At 61.4% G+C, this 14692-nt stretch carries 10 protein-coding genes; all 10 read left to right on the top strand.

Features of this window, described 5'->3' with window-relative positions; translation table 11 throughout:
* Positions 1-95: 95 nt before the first annotated feature.
* The 10 genes from AB4O12_RS26535 (at position 96) to AB4O12_RS26490 (ending at position 14648) form a co-directional block, all read left to right on the top strand.
* Positions 96-650 carry an NUDIX hydrolase gene (locus tag AB4O12_RS26535; RefSeq protein WP_056783116.1) on the top strand — a complete coding sequence of 185 codons (555 nt, stop codon included), beginning with the start codon at positions 96-98 and terminating at the stop codon, positions 648-650.
* A gap of 74 nt (positions 651-724) precedes the next feature.
* Positions 725-1240 (top strand): L,D-transpeptidase family protein, encoded by a 516-nt coding sequence (locus AB4O12_RS26530; protein WP_024011712.1) that lies wholly within the window; start codon positions 725-727, stop codon positions 1238-1240.
* Between the two features lie 285 nt (positions 1241-1525).
* On the top strand, positions 1526-2257 hold the full coding sequence (locus AB4O12_RS26525) for a GntR family transcriptional regulator (protein ID WP_460059994.1): 732 nt from the start codon (positions 1526-1528) through the stop codon (positions 2255-2257).
* A gap of 24 nt (positions 2258-2281) precedes the next feature.
* A complete protein-coding gene (nagA, locus tag AB4O12_RS26520; protein ID WP_252887373.1) occupies positions 2282-3388 on the top strand; it encodes an N-acetylglucosamine-6-phosphate deacetylase in 1107 nt (368 codons plus the stop codon).
* On the top strand, positions 3369-4391 hold the full coding sequence (locus AB4O12_RS26515; RefSeq protein WP_256810744.1) for an SIS domain-containing protein: 1023 nt from the start codon (positions 3369-3371) through the stop codon (positions 4389-4391). Before nagA ends, AB4O12_RS26515 begins: the two co-directional genes overlap by 20 nt.
* Positions 4392-4542: 151 nt before the next feature.
* Positions 4543-7056: a phosphoenolpyruvate--protein phosphotransferase gene (ptsP, locus tag AB4O12_RS26510; RefSeq protein ID WP_252887372.1), complete on the top strand. Its 2514-nt coding sequence runs from the start codon at positions 4543-4545 to the stop codon at positions 7054-7056.
* A gap of 23 nt (positions 7057-7079) precedes the next feature.
* Positions 7080-8795 (top strand): N-acetylglucosamine-specific PTS transporter subunit IIBC, encoded by a 1716-nt coding sequence (gene nagE, locus AB4O12_RS26505; protein ID WP_460059993.1) that lies wholly within the window; start codon positions 7080-7082, stop codon positions 8793-8795.
* 129 nt (positions 8796-8924) lie between these two features.
* Positions 8925-10196, top strand: a complete 1272-nt coding sequence (locus tag AB4O12_RS26500) for a hypothetical protein (RefSeq protein WP_460059991.1) — start codon at positions 8925-8927, stop codon at positions 10194-10196.
* Positions 10096-12630, top strand: coding sequence for a dermonecrotic toxin domain-containing protein (locus AB4O12_RS26495; RefSeq protein WP_460059990.1), 2535 nt, complete (start codon positions 10096-10098; stop codon positions 12628-12630). Before AB4O12_RS26500 ends, AB4O12_RS26495 begins: the two co-directional genes overlap by 101 nt.
* Before the next feature lie 5 nt (positions 12631-12635).
* Positions 12636-14648, top strand: a complete 2013-nt coding sequence (locus tag AB4O12_RS26490; RefSeq protein WP_460059988.1) for a membrane-targeted effector domain-containing toxin — start codon at positions 12636-12638, stop codon at positions 14646-14648.
* Positions 14649-14692 lie beyond the last annotated feature (44 nt).

Raw genomic sequence — 14692 nt, 5'->3', positions numbered from 1 at the left:
GCCCAAGCCCCCGAAACCCGTCGTGTCGCGAAACGACAACTTGCCGACCGGCCCCGCTGCACGCCAAGATAGGCGCAGCATTCAGGAACCCGAGCATGAAATTTTGCAGCCACTGCGGTAACCCGGTCACCCAGCGCATTCCCGAAGGCGACTCGCGGCTGCGATTTGTCTGCGACAGCTGTCAGACCATTCACTACCAGAATCCCAATATCGTCGCCGGTTGCGTGCCGACCTGGGGGACGAAAGTGCTGCTCTGCCGCCGCGCCATCGAGCCGCGTCTCGGTTACTGGACGCTACCTGCCGGCTTCATGGAAAACGGCGAGACCATCGAGCAGGCCGCCATCCGCGAAACGGCTGAAGAAGCCTGCGCCCGGGTGCGCAACCTGAGCATTTACACGCTGATCGACGTGCCGCACATCAGCCAGGTGCATGTGTTCTTCCGCGCCGAACTGGCCGATCTGCAATACGCGGCCGGGCCGGAAAGCCTTGAAGTGCAGCTGTTCGAAGAAGCCGACATTCCCTGGGACGAGCTGGCTTTCCGCACGGTCGGGCGTACCTTAGAATGCTTCTTCGCTGATCGGCGCGTCGAGAAGTATCCGGTTCGTTCGGAATCGATTCCGCCATTGGTTCAGCCGGTGATTGTTGGCTAGAAGATCAAAAGATCGCAGCCTTCGGCAGCTCCTACCTAAAACCTGATTGCGTCACTCCCTGGGGAATCGTTTCAATGCGCTGGTTGCTTGCCCTGCTGTGCCTGTCGTTCGTCAGCGTTTCACAAGCGTCATTCGTGACCACCGTGACGCCCTCGAACACTCCACTGATCGAAAAAGTCCTGGTACTCAAATCAGCCCATCAACTGCAGCTGATTGCCGACGGCAAGCCGCTGAAGACCTATCGCATTTCCTTGGGCAAGGGCGCGAAGAAAGGCCCGAAACTGATCGAGGGTGACAAACGCACACCCGAAGGTTTCTATTGGATCGACTGGCGCAAGACCAGCGACAAATTCAACCTGTCGATGCACATCTCCTACCCGAACATCAGCGATGCCGCCCGCGCGCGTCGTGAAGGCGTCGAGCCTGGCGGGATGATCATGATCCACGGCACCCCGGACTCGGCAGACAACCCGGAGCAGTTGTTCCATACCCTCGACTGGACCGACGGCTGCATCGCCATGCGCAACGTCGATATGCGTGAAGTGTGGAATCTGGTACCGGACGGCACGATGATCGAGATTCGCCCTTAATCCCTGACCACTGGTCACCCGCAAAAATAAATCAAAAGATCGCAGCCTGCGACGGCGACTACAGGGGGTGATACCACTCTCAACTGTAGAAGCTGTCGCAGGCTGCGATCTTTTTGCTTTTTTTATAGGCCATCACTAATACCACTTTAAACACTGCCCCCTGAAAACCGCCAATCCACTGGGTCATACGCCGGTTCATCGCGTTGACATGGTATTCAAGTGGTATTAGCTTCCGTCGCACAAGCGAGCCACAACAATCCTATACTCGCGACGGAAACGACCTACATGAACGACCTCCAGCCCCTACGTCCTGACGATTCCCAGCCGACGCCGCTGTACTTGCAACTGGCGCGCAATCTGGAAGCGGCGATTCATGCCGGGCAGTGGAAGGCCGAACAGGCGATGCCGTCCGAGCGCAATCTCAGCGACCAGCTCGGCATCTCCCGGGTCACCGCACGCAAGGCGCTGGAAGTCTTGCTCGAGCAAGGCCTGATCCGCCGCCTGCAAGGCTCGGGCACGTTCATCACCCCACGCCTGGAACAACCACTGTCGCGTCTTTCCGGCTTCAGCGAGATGCTGCGCCTGAAAGGTTTCGTGCCGAGTTCGAAATGGCTGGAGCGGGAGATCACCCTCCCAACCCACGAAGAACTGATCCGCCTCAGCCTGTCGCCGAATGACAAGGTGGCGCGCATGAAGCGCCTGCGCAAAGCCGATGACATGGTCATGGCGATCGAGATGAGCACCCTGCCCGCGTCGATCATGCCCAGGCCGCAAGCGGTGGGCGATTCGCTGTACGAATACCTCGACGGCATCGGCAAACCGATCGTCCGCGCCCTTCAGCACATCCAGGCAATCAACGCCTCTGACGAATTCGCCGCACTGGTCGGCATCGCCCCCGGCACCGCCATGCTGCTGATGACCCGGGTCGGCTATCTGGAAGACAACACGCCGATCGAAGTCACCGACACCTATTGCCGCAACGACTACTACGACTTTGTTGCAGAGCTGCGCCGCTGAGCGCGGCCCCAAGCGAGAACGAAAATGTCCGAAGACAACATCCTCACCGCCAGCGGCTGGGTTCGCGGCCGGCTGATTCACGAACACGGCAAGATCGTGTCGATCGAAGGCGTGCCCTGCGATCCGGCGGCTAACGATCTGCCCTATCTGCTGCCGGGTTTCATCGACCTGCATGTGCATGGCGGCGGTGGCAAAGACATCATGGAAGGCGCCGAAGCCTTCGAAACCATCAGCAGAACCCACGTGCGTTTCGGCACCACTTCGCTGTTGGCCACGACAATGACTGCGCCGAGTGCGGAGATCTCAAATGTCCTGAAAGAGGTAGGAGAGTTCTGCGAACAGCGTCCGACAGGCGCCGCGCGAGTGCTTGGCGTACACCTTGAAGGCCCTTACATCAACCCGGGAAAACTCGGCGCTCAACCGAACTTCGCCCACACCGCGTTGATGGCAGAAGTCGAAGAATATCTGGCGCTGGCACCGATCCGCGTCATCACCATTGCCCCGGAAATCGCCGGCCACGATGCATTGATTCGTGAGCTGAGCAGCCGTGGCATCCGCATGCAGATCGGCCACACCCTCGGCAGCTACGAGGAAGGCGTCGCCGCGCTGGCTGCCGGTGCCAGCAGTTTCACCCACCTCTACAACGCCATGAGCCCGCTGCATCACCGCGAGCCGGGCATCGTCGGCGCAGCACTGGCGCACGCCAAATACGCCGAGCTGATTCCCGATCTGCTGCACGTACACCCCGGCGCCATTCGCGTGGCCCTGCGTTCGATCCCGTGCCTGTATTGCGTCACCGATTCGACCGCCGCCGCCGGCATGCCCGACGGTGAATACAAGCTCGGCAGCCACACCGTGACCAAATGCCTGGGCGGCGTGCGTCTGCCCGACGGCACGCTGGCCGGCAGCACCCTGACCATGGATCAGGCCCTGCGCAATCTGGTGAAGATCGGTTTGCCGATCGCCGAAGCCTCGCAGCGTCTGTCGCAATTTCCCGCCGACTATCTCGGCATCACCGAACGCGGGCGCCTTGCCCCCGGCGCCTGGGCCGACTGCGTGCGGCTTGATCGTTCACTCACACTGACCGCCGTCATGGTCGAAGGAGAAGACATTGACTTCAAAAATGCTTGAAGAGGCGCTGTCCTCGTTCGAGGCCGTGCAAGCCCAACTGCAACAACTCGACGCGCCGATGATCGAGATCGCCGGGCGCCTGCGCCGGCAGCCGCCGCAAGTGGCGATGACCGTCGCCCGTGGCAGCTCCGACCACGCGGCGAGCTACTTCGCCTACCTGACCATGCAGCAACTGGGCGTGCCGGTGGCCTCGTTGCCGATGTCGGTGGTGACCATGCAGCAGGCGCCACTGAAAGTCAGCGGTCAGGTCGCGTTCGCGTTTTCGCAGTCGGGGCAGAGCCCGGATCTGGTCAACAGCCTGCGCCTGTTGCGCAAGCGTGGCGCGCTGAGCGTGTCGATGGTCAATGCCGCCGATTCGCCCCTGGAGGCAGCTTGTGAATTCAGCCTGCCGCTGCTTGCCGGGACTGAAAGCAGCGTCGCCGCGACCAAGAGTTTTATCGCCACCCTCAGCGCCAGCGCGCGTTTGATCGCGCACTGGAAAGAGGACAGCGAATTGCTGCAAGCCCACGATGCGCTGCCAGAAGGCCTGCGCGAAGCGGCTAAACAGGACTGGAGCTTGGCCATCGAAGCCCTGCGCGATTGCGAGCGCCTGATGGTGATCGGCCGTGGCGCCGGTTTCGCGATTGCTCAGGAAGCCGCGCTGAAGTTCAAGGAAACCTCAGCGATTCAGGCCGAAGCGTTCAGCAGTGCCGAAGTCCGTCACGGCCCGATGGCACTGATCGACGAACACTATCCGCTGCTGGTTTTCGCCCCGCGCGGTGCCGAGCAGGCCGGCCTGCTGAGCCTCGCGGCAGAGATGCGTCAACGCGGCGCCCGGGTCTTGCTCGCCGCGCCAGATGACGTCAACGAACGCGACCTGACCCTGACCCGCGCCGAACACCCGGCCCTCGACCCGATTCTGGCGATCCAGAGTTTCTACGTGATGGCCGCAGGCCTGGCCGTGGCGCGGGGCATGGACCCGGATCAGCCGCGCCATTTGAGCAAAGTGACCCGCACGCACTGATAGCCGTTGACGGATGTACTCCCTGTAGGAGCTGCCGAAGGCTGCGATCTTTTGTTTTTTCACGTAGCGAAAAAACAAGATCAAAAGATCGCAGCCTTCGGCAGCTCCTACAGGGGACATCGAACCGAGATTCAACTGATGAGACCCAGCCATGCCCGACAACAATAAAGAGCTGACCCTCAGCGCCCCGCTCAGCGGCCCGGTACTGACGCTCGCCAACGTCCCGGACGCGGTGTTCGCCAGTGGCGCGATGGGCGACGGCATCGCCATCGACCCGCTCAACGACACGCTGTATTCGCCCTGCGCCGGCGAGGTCATTCACGTCGCGCGCAGCAGCCATGCGGTGACCGTGCGCGCCGACAACGGCGCGGAAATCCTCCTGCATCTGGGCCTCGATACCGTTGAGCTGAACGGCGAAGGTTTCGCCATGCTGGTCAAGGAAAGCGATCGCGTCAGCCTCGGTCAGCCGCTGCTGCGCTATGACCTGGACAAGGTCGGCCAGCACTGCAAAAGCCTGGTCAGCCTGTTGATCCTGACCAACAGCGCGGATTTTCAGGTGCGGCCGATCACCCTCAAAGCGGTGAAAGTCGGCGAGCCGCTGCTGCACATCATCGCGCGCAATGTTGTCGCGGCGAATACCGATATAAGCGCTGGGCCAGAGGTTCGTGGTCAAGTGCAGGTCGCTCATCGCGGCGGCTTGCATGCGCGCCCGGCTGCACTGATCCGCCAGACCGCCCAGGGTTTCAGCAGCCATTCACAGCTGCACTTCAACGGTAAGTCGGCGCCGTGCAACAGCCTGATCGGTTTGATGGGCCTGGCGATCGGTGAGCAGGATGAAGTGCACGTCAGTTGTCAGGGGCCGGACGCCGATGCCGCGCTGCACGCCCTGCTTGGCGCATTGGCCACGGCGCTGCCAGACGATCATCACGCGCAAGCGCCGGTCAGCACTGCGGCGCCGAAACGCCCGGCCGAGGCAGGTGTGCTGCACGGTGTCTGCGCGGCGCCGGGGCTGGTCGCCGGGCCGTTGTTTCGCTTGAACGCGATCACCTTGCCGGCGGATACGGGCCATCACGATCCAGAGCAACAGCAGCAGACGCTTGAAACGGCATTGAACGCGGTGCGCAGCGAAATCGCCGCCACCCTCGCCCAGGCGAAAAAGCACAAGAACGCCGACGAAGAAGCGATCTTCGCCGCACACATGGCGCTGCTCGAAGACCCGGCCTTGCTCGACGCCGCGCAGCAATTCATCGCGCAAGGCACCGCAGCGACGCACGCCTGGAGTCAGTCGATCGACACCCAGTGCGACATGCTCCAAGGCACCGGCAGTCCGCTGCTGGCCGAACGTGCCAACGATTTGCGCGACCTCAAGCAACGCGTGCTGCGCGCCCTGCTTGGCGAGGCCTGGCATTACCAGGTTCCGGCCGGCGCCATCGTTGCCGCCCATGAACTGACGCCGTCGGATCTGCTGCAACTCAGCGCGCAAGGTGTCGCCGGGTTGTGCATGGCCGAGGGCGGCGCGACCTCCCACGTAGCGATTCTGGCGCGCGGCAAAGGTCTGCCGTGCCTCGTCGCTTTGGGCGCGCAATTGCTTGAGCAGCCGCAAGATCAAGCCGTGGTGCTCGACGCTGACGACGGGCGCCTCGAATTGACCCCAAACGCCGAGCGCCTGAGCGAAGTGCAACAGGCGCAGATCGAGCGCCGGCAGCGTCGCGAAAGCCAACAGGCCAAAGCCCATTTACCCGCTGAAACGCGCAATGGCGTGCACATCGAAGTGGTCGCCAACGTCGCCTCAAGCAGCGAAGCGGCAGACGCATTTGCCAACGGTGCTGATGGTGTAGGCCTGTTGCGCACCGAGTTTCTCTTCGTCGATCGCCAGACGGCACCCGACGTCGAAGAACAGCGCAGCGCCTATCAAGCGGTGATCGATGCCATGAGCGACAAGTCGGTGATCATCCGCACCATCGACGTCGGTGGCGACAAGCAACTCGACTACCTGCCACTGCCCGCCGAGGCCAACCCGGTGCTCGGATTGCGCGGCATTCGTCTGGCGCAGGCGCGCCCGGAAATTCTCGATCAGCAACTGCGCGCGCTGTTGCAGGTCAAGCCGTTGCCGCGTTGCCGGATTCTGTTGCCGATGGTCACCGAGGTCGACGAGCTGCTGCACATCCGCCAGCGCGTCGATGCCTTGTGTCTTGAGCTGGGGATTACCGAGCGCCCGGAAATCGGCGTGATGATCGAAGTCCCCGCCGCCGCGCTGCAAGCCGAACAACTGGCCGAACACGCCGACTTCCTCTCGATCGGCACCAACGATCTGTCGCAATACACCCTGGCCATGGACCGCGACCACGCCGGGCTGGCGGCGCGGGTCGATGCCCTGCACCCGGCGTTGCTGCGCCTGATCGCCATGACCTGCGAGGGTGCGGCGGTACACAAGCGCTGGGTTGGTGTCTGCGGCGCCCTCGCCTCCGACCCGTTGGCCACGCCGGTGCTGATCGGCCTGGGCGTCACTGAACTGTCGGTGAGCCCGGTGCAGATCGGTGAAATCAAGGAACGCGTGCGTCAGCTGCATGAAGCCGAATGTCAGCGCCTGAGCCGCGACTTGCTCAAGCTGTCCAGCGCCGCCGCCGTTCGCCACGCCTGTCATCAACATTGGCCTCTGCGCTAACAAAAACAAAAAGGACAAACGCCATGTACCAACTCTTCATCGAAGGCCTGCAACGCCTCGGCCGCGCGCTGATGCTGCCGATCGCGATCCTGCCGATTGCCGGCCTGCTGCTGCGCCTGGGCGACACGGACCTGTTGAACATCGCGATCATTCACGATGCCGGGCAAGTGATCTTCGCCAACCTGGCGATGATCTTTGCCATCGGCATCGCCGTCGGTTTCGCCAAAGACAACAACGGCACCGCCGGCCTGGCCGGGGTGATCGGTTATCTGGTGATGATCTCCACGCTCAAGGTGCTCGATGCGAGCATCAACATGGGCATGCTCGCCGGGATCGTCAGCGGCCTGATGGCCGGTGCGCTGTACAACCGTTTCAAGGACATCAAGCTGCCGGAGTACCTGGCGTTCTTCGGTGGCCGGCGTTTCGTGCCGATTGTCACCGGTTTTGCAGCGGTGGGGCTGGGCGTGCTGTTCGGCTATATCTGGCCGCCGATCCAGCAGGGCATCAATGCGTTCGGCGCGCTGATGATGGAAAGCGGCAGCATCGGCGCCTTCGTCTTCGGCGTGTTCAACCGCCTGCTGATCGTCACCGGCCTGCACCACATCCTCAACAACATGGCGTGGTTCGTCTTCGGTAACTTCACCGACCCGACCACTGGGGCATTGGTGACCGGCGATCTGTCGCGTTATTTCGCCGGCGATCCGAAGGGTGGGCAGTTCATGACCGGCATGTTCCCGATGATGATCTTCGGCCTGCCCGCCGCGTGCCTGGCGATGTATCGCAACGCGTTGCCGGAGCGGCGCAAGGTGATGGGCGGGATCTTCCTGTCGATGGCGCTGACCTCGTTTCTCACCGGCGTGACCGAGCCGATCGAATTCGCCTTCATGTTTCTCGCGCCGTTGCTGTTCCTCCTGCATGCGCTGCTGACCGGGCTGTCGATGGCGATCACCAACGCCCTGAACATTCATCTGGGCTTCACCTTTTCCGGTGGTTTCATCGACATGATTCTCGGCTGGGGCAAGTCGACCAATGGCTGGCTGGTGGTGCCGGTCGGGCTGGCTTATGCGGTCATCTATTACCTGGTTTTCGACTTCTGTATTCGCCGCTTCAACCTGAAGACGCCGGGGCGCGAAGACGTCGCCAGCGCCGAAAAAGCCGTGCTCTCGGAAACCGAACGCGCCAGCGCGTATATCAAAGCCTTGGGCGGCGCCGAGAATCTGCTCACCGTCGGCGCCTGCACGACCCGACTGCGCCTTGAGATGGTCGATCGCAACAAGGCCTCGGATGCCGAGCTGAAAGCGTTGGGCGCGATGGCGGTGGTGCGCCCGGGCAAGGGCGGCAGCTTGCAGGTCGTGGTCGGGCCGTTGGCTGACAGCATCGCCGATGAGATTCGCTGGGCCATGCCTGCGCTGGGCCGAACAGCTTTAGTGGAAACCGTAGTGGTTGCCGATGAGCCGAAGAGCGTTGCGCTTGCCCGCAATGAGGCGCAGCAATGGCTGAATGCACTGGGCGGTCGCGACAATGTGCTGCAACTCGATTGCATCGCCATGACCCGTATTCGCCTGCAACTGGCCGATGCCAAGGCGCCGTCCGAGGCGCAGCTCAAAGCGCTCGGCTGTCTGGGTGTCAGCCGGTTGGACGGTGGCGTCTGGCATTTGCTGGTGGGGGACAAGGCCGCGAGTTTGAGTGGCGCGATCGAGGCGTTGCTGAGTCGCGGGGAGGTCAGCGCGCAGGTTTGATCTGCGCGGGTGGCGGGAGGGCTGGAGCGGGCGCCGAAAATACGGCACGCGCACGATACATGAATACCACCCTCCTCCACGCCCCGCTCGCCATGCTGGCCCTTCATCCCCAGCATGGAAATCGTGCCCATGAGCACCCCCAACGCACCCACACCCGATGAGCTCAAAAACGATCTCAACCAGATCGGTCGTCTTCTCTTCAACACCGAAACCCCGCTGTTGCCCGAGCACAAACCGAGCACCGAGCAGGCTCATCTCAAACGCCTCGAAGAGCAGCTGAAAACCTATCGCGACGGCTATCTGCAACGCAGCCGCGCGCTCTATCAGGCGCTGGCAACCACCGACCTGCAGAGCGAGGCAGGCAAGCAACTGATCGCCACGCTGAAGGTGCGCCTCAACACGCAACTGATCAACATGGATCTGCGTGACGAGATCGACGGCAAAGCGGCCAAAACCTTCCTCAAATACGACGCCGGTTTCACTGCGCTTGAGTACGAGGCGAAACAGGCCGTCACCGATCGCCTGCTGCACCCACAGGCCGGCGAGCTGATGCAGAAACTGGCCCTCGGCCCGCTGTTGCGTCCGGCGATGTATGCGTTGCAGTTCACTTATCAGCAAACCACTGTCGAGCTGGCCGGGGCTTTTCTTGTGACGCAAAAAGACACCCCGAAAGTCAGCGATCTGTTGACCGACCAGAGCGCGGGCTTCGTCGTGTTGTTCACACCGGCCAGGGGCCTGGAGTTGTTCAATTCCCTGGCTGATCTCGATGCCCATCTGCTCAAGACCATGCAGCACAGCATTAGCCGTGGCGAATTGATGCAGCTGCTGCCCAGCCGCTACCACGATGTCGGTACAGCGGGAATCTGGCCATTGCAGCTGGCGCCCATCGACAGCAAACCGCTGTTCGAACACATCTACGATGCCTTGATCGAAAAGCGCACTCAGGATATCGAACATGCATTGAGTTTCGCCGCCAATCCGCAGCAGGATGCCGCTGTACTGATCGCCGAGCTGGAGCGCGCCATCGGCGCTGCGCTGCCGGATCTCACCCCGCGCCTGGCACTTCAGGCACAAACCCTGTTCGAGCGGCATTTGCGCAACAGCGCCCCGGACTGGTACCGCAGCGCCGACGCCGCCAAGCGGGCCGAGCTGGCGTTGCACCTGGGCAACTACAATCAGGCCCGGCAAAACCTGCTTGACCTGATGGGTCCGGCGGTCAGCCTGATGGCCGTGGCCCGCCACCAATGGCTGGAACGGCTGAGTGATGATCTGCAAATCGACGACCTGGAACCGGCCAAGCTTGCAGATCATTACGGATCGGCAGGTCCCCGGATTCGGCGCTTATGTGCACAAGAGCAATTTGCTCGAGCTGACCTTGCGCGGCCCGCACACCGGCGATGAGTTACCAGGCTCGGCGTTTCTCAGCCACACCCGGCTGACTTACAACGACCTGCCGTTATCCGACGAGTACGCGGACGTAACGCCCGCCTGGGTGATCAAGCAGGCACTGGAGCTGGAACCGCGCGTCGACTTCGCACGCTTGCAAACGCAGATGCAGGCGAGATCCGCGATCAAACCTGCGATCGAGCAGATGCTCGATCAGCGCATCGTCGCGCTCGCCCATGCCGCAGCGCTGCAAGGGCATCTGCTCGACAGCGATCTGCAAATGCTCCAGCGCCTGCGTAACGGCAGCGATCCACAGCTGCGCGCCGCCACCCTGTCTTTGCACGGCGCCCAGCTGCAGGATCTTTGGGTGCTGCGTCAGACCGACGAATCCGGTGCGATCCGCCGCCTGCTGCTCTGCACACCGCAGGCGCCCCGTGAACGCCAGTTCGAGGCGTTCGACAGCGAGCGCCAATTGCAGACCCATCTCTTGGGTTGGGCCAAGCAGAATGACGCCGCCGAAAGCATGGCCGGCTATCTGATCAGCCGCGCGCCGATGCGCTTTCGTTCGACCCTGCGCAAGGTGTTGTCGGGGCTGAGCCTGAAGCCGGAAGCAGCAGAGCACCAGAAAGTCACGTTCGACCACCTGGGCAACCATCTCGATTGCCTCAAAGCGATGGCTGAACACATGCTCGCCACACGCATCGACGACTACGATTTCAGCACCCCGGTGTGGTATCGCTCGACCACTGCGGCCAATCGCCGAACACTCTCGACCCTGAGCGACGACGCCGAGGGGGCTTTGCGCGCGTTCAATCAGCATTCGCTGTCGGGCGGACGTTTTCAGGCGTTTGACGATTACGTGCATGCACAAGCGAAGATCAGCCTGAACCGCTTGCTCAAGCGCCCTGCCAATGACGTCGATCCGGACACCGTCTGGGCCTATTCGCCAAAGTCGATCGTGCCCTCATGGACGCCGAAACCGCTGACCTATACCCGGCTGTATCGCGACGGCTATGCCGACGGCGTCGGTTTTCTCGACCAGAAATTCTCACGCTCGGCGCGCTTCAAAGGTCCGCCAGGCGTCGATATCAGTAGCCTGACCGCGCAGAACGTAGCCCGCTCGGTCACGGGGGTCTGGATCGGCAAACGCTATACCGACAAAGTCAAAAACGAGCTGCAGGATTCGAAAAGCGAAGGCTACGCGTTCCGACGCAACGCGACGCTGGCCATCACTCAGCGCCAGATGCAAAGCGCCGCGCTGGAATGCCAGCTGCAAGGACATATCGCCAGCAGCGACCTGCAATGGCTGCAGCAAAGCATCAGCAGCATGGATCAAACGTCGGGGCAGACCCGGACTAAATACCCGATCCACCGGTTGATGATCGACGGCGAATGGGTGATCGATGCCTGGTTGTTCAGCCATGGCGGCGATCCGGTCCTGCTGTATACGCCGGACGCACCGGACGGCGTGCGTTTTCGCGAAGCGCGCCTGTTCAATTACCTGCTGCTGCAGTCCGGCATGATCGAATACCTGACCCAGCGGGTGGGTGTCAGTGCCCAGACCCGGGTGCGCACGTACCTGGAAAACATCCGCAAGAAACTGCCCAAAGACCTCAACAGAACCAGCCCCAGCCCCGCCCGTTATGACTCGATGCGCCCGGCCGACGCCGTCAGCGACCTGCGTACCGCGCTCTACGACATGAAGTTGCAACGGCGGATCGACAACGTCCATGCCACGACCACCAGTCGCGCCGAAATGATTGCCGGCCTGATCTGGACGAGCGTCGAATGGGTCGCTGCCATCGCCACCGCGCCGTTCCCGCTGTTGAGCCTGAGCACCGGCCTGTTGCTGGCCTTCAAGGACGCGATGCTCGCCCTGCATGCCTATCGTCAGGGAAATAACAATGAAGCGTTCCGGCACTTGCTCGGTTATCTGTTCAACAGTGCTGGCGCGGTGCTGACGGATCTGCGTCCCGCGCTGCGTTCACTCAAGCCCGTCCGGCGCCCGTTGCGTCGGGCTGTCACCACCGTTGGCGACGAGCAAGAGGATCTTCTGCCATTGATCGATCAAATGGCGACCGAACCGGTCCGGGACGATATGCATGCCGTCGTTTTCAGAGGGCAGTCGTATTACGCCAGCACGACCCCGGACGCACTCGGCCGTTATTTGCTCTACCGCCCGGATCCGAATGGCTCCGGACTGCTTTCGACCGGCATTCTGACCGTGCGCAACTCCGACGGAGTGATGGTGCGCAGCGGCCTGTCCGGCGGTGCACCAAAATACGAAGCAGTGCCCGATACACCCGGCCCGCATAAGGACTATGGAGTGGCGATCAAGTACCGGGATCTCGTTGAAGAGTTGCTGGACCCGCAATCGCGACGACGAATGCTCCAGGAGGGCGAGCATTACATGGGCTTCTCACCCAGGTCATCCTGGTCAACGTGGTAGACAAAATGGCCAGCATGCGCCAAGCCTATCTGCAACAGGTGGAAAAACTCACCACGGACGCCACGCGCCATTTTGCCCAACTCGCACCGCTGCCCGCTCGCGCCGAAGTGCCGGCGGTTGCCGCCAACACCTCATTCGCACAGTTGATTGCCAGCGATGCATTCGCCGCAAAGAATCTGGTCATCGGTGCACAGCCGGGCTCTATCGCCAGCAAACAGGCACTGATCGAAAATCTCGACGTGCTTTTGGAGAACGGCTACAAGCACCTCTTCCTCGAATACCTGCCGGGAGACGTATTTCATCTCAAACTGGAAAAATTCAACAAGGGAGAATCCTGGCGCCATATCAAGAAACATCTGAAAGCGCTCGATAAAGCCATGGGCCATGAGCCAGACGCGCCTTTCTCTTACCTGGCGCTGGTGCGCAAGGCACGGGAAAAAGGCATGAGCATTCATGCGCTGGACGGCTCGACCAGTTATCAACTCGAAGGGATCATGGTGATGTCCGGGCTCTCGCCTTTGACCCCGCGAAACAACCGCATCAGAAACTTTTATTCGCACAAGGCGCTTGCCACCGATATGGCCGAGATCGGCGAAGAGCGCTGGATTGCCCTGACCGAGCAGTCGCGCATGACCACGTTCGACAGCACCCCGGGCCTGGCCGACCTCCACGAGGCCGTTGCCGTGCGTATTGAAGACATCGACTTGTACCAACCCGCACGCATAAGCAGGGACGCGCCCGGTGCCATCGCGGGAGACGCGACAGCGCAAGGTGATTACCTCGTACAGATGCCGAGTGCCTACAAGGCACCTCTACCTGTCTCCAAGCCGCCCGCCGCAGCTAGCGCCGTTGAACATTTCAGCGAGTTCGATATTGCTTCGCCACTGCGCGACGATATTGCTGAAATGTTGCATCATCCCAACTCCATGCACTCGAGTTACACCCCGACAATACCCAGTGAAAGAACGGCCTACGAGGCTTTCATAGCCCAGCGCAACCGGCTGGAAAAAACCGCCAGGGACGCTTTTACCGACTACGTCCCACCCGATGCGCCGATCCTGCCGGTGCTCACCGCCGACTGCACATTCGAAGCTTTTTTACGGCAATTGACCGACGGACGTCTGAATCTGCTGATCGGCGAAGCCCACGTCGATGTAGCGAGCAAAGCGCTGCTGAAAAAGCACATGAAAGCCCTTAAGCAAGCCGGTTATGACACGTTGTACGTCGAGCACCTGCTCACCGACCTGCACCAGGCCGATCTCGACATTTTTCTGCGTACCCAGCGCATGCCCGACAGGCTCAAGGCTTATCTGCATCGTCAGGATCAAGGGCAGATGCCGAATTACACAGGGAACGATACGTACACGGCGGTCTGTCAGGCGGCGGCCAAATACAACATTCGCATCAGAGCCCTCGATTGCACGGCGTCCTATCACCTCAAGGGCGTGTATGACGAACACGTCTCGCGAAACGAGATGTTCAGCTATTTTGCAACCCAAGTGATCGAGGCTGATCAATTGGCCAACGGGCCGCATAAATGGGTGGCCTTCATCGGCAGTGCGCATACCAATTACAACCTCGGTGTGCCAGGTCTGGCCGATACACTGTCCGCCGTCAGCCTGCACGTGCGCGACACAGCCCCTGAACTGGCCCGGGATATTCACCGTGGGTCGTGGGAATTTGTCAGCGGCAAGCACGAGGCCAACGTCAGGGCTTTGAGCAGCGATTTTGTGATGGAGGTGGCCGTCCCCGGAACGAAAAAGCCTGCTGCGACGCCTTCTGTCAGTCGCAGCAAACTGACCGAACCCGGAAACTTCCTTATAGAAAATGCAGACACCCGCAACGCCAGCGTGGTGCATAAATCCAGGTCCGGCGAGATCGTTGAGACGCCGATTCAGATCAATGACAAGGGTCTGTTCTTCGTTGATCGCTGGGAGAAAAAAGATCAGACCTTCACCTACCTGCGCACGTTGATCGACATGCTCGTCACAGACGTGAAGCTGACACAGGTGACGTGACGCCCGGGCGATTGCACGTTGTGGAAAACCACTGGGCTTGACGG

Source organism: Pseudomonas sp. S2_A05 (assembly GCF_054668485.1).
The sequence above is the reverse complement of the archived record's forward strand: the minus strand, read 5'-3'. Positions and strand labels throughout refer to the sequence as shown.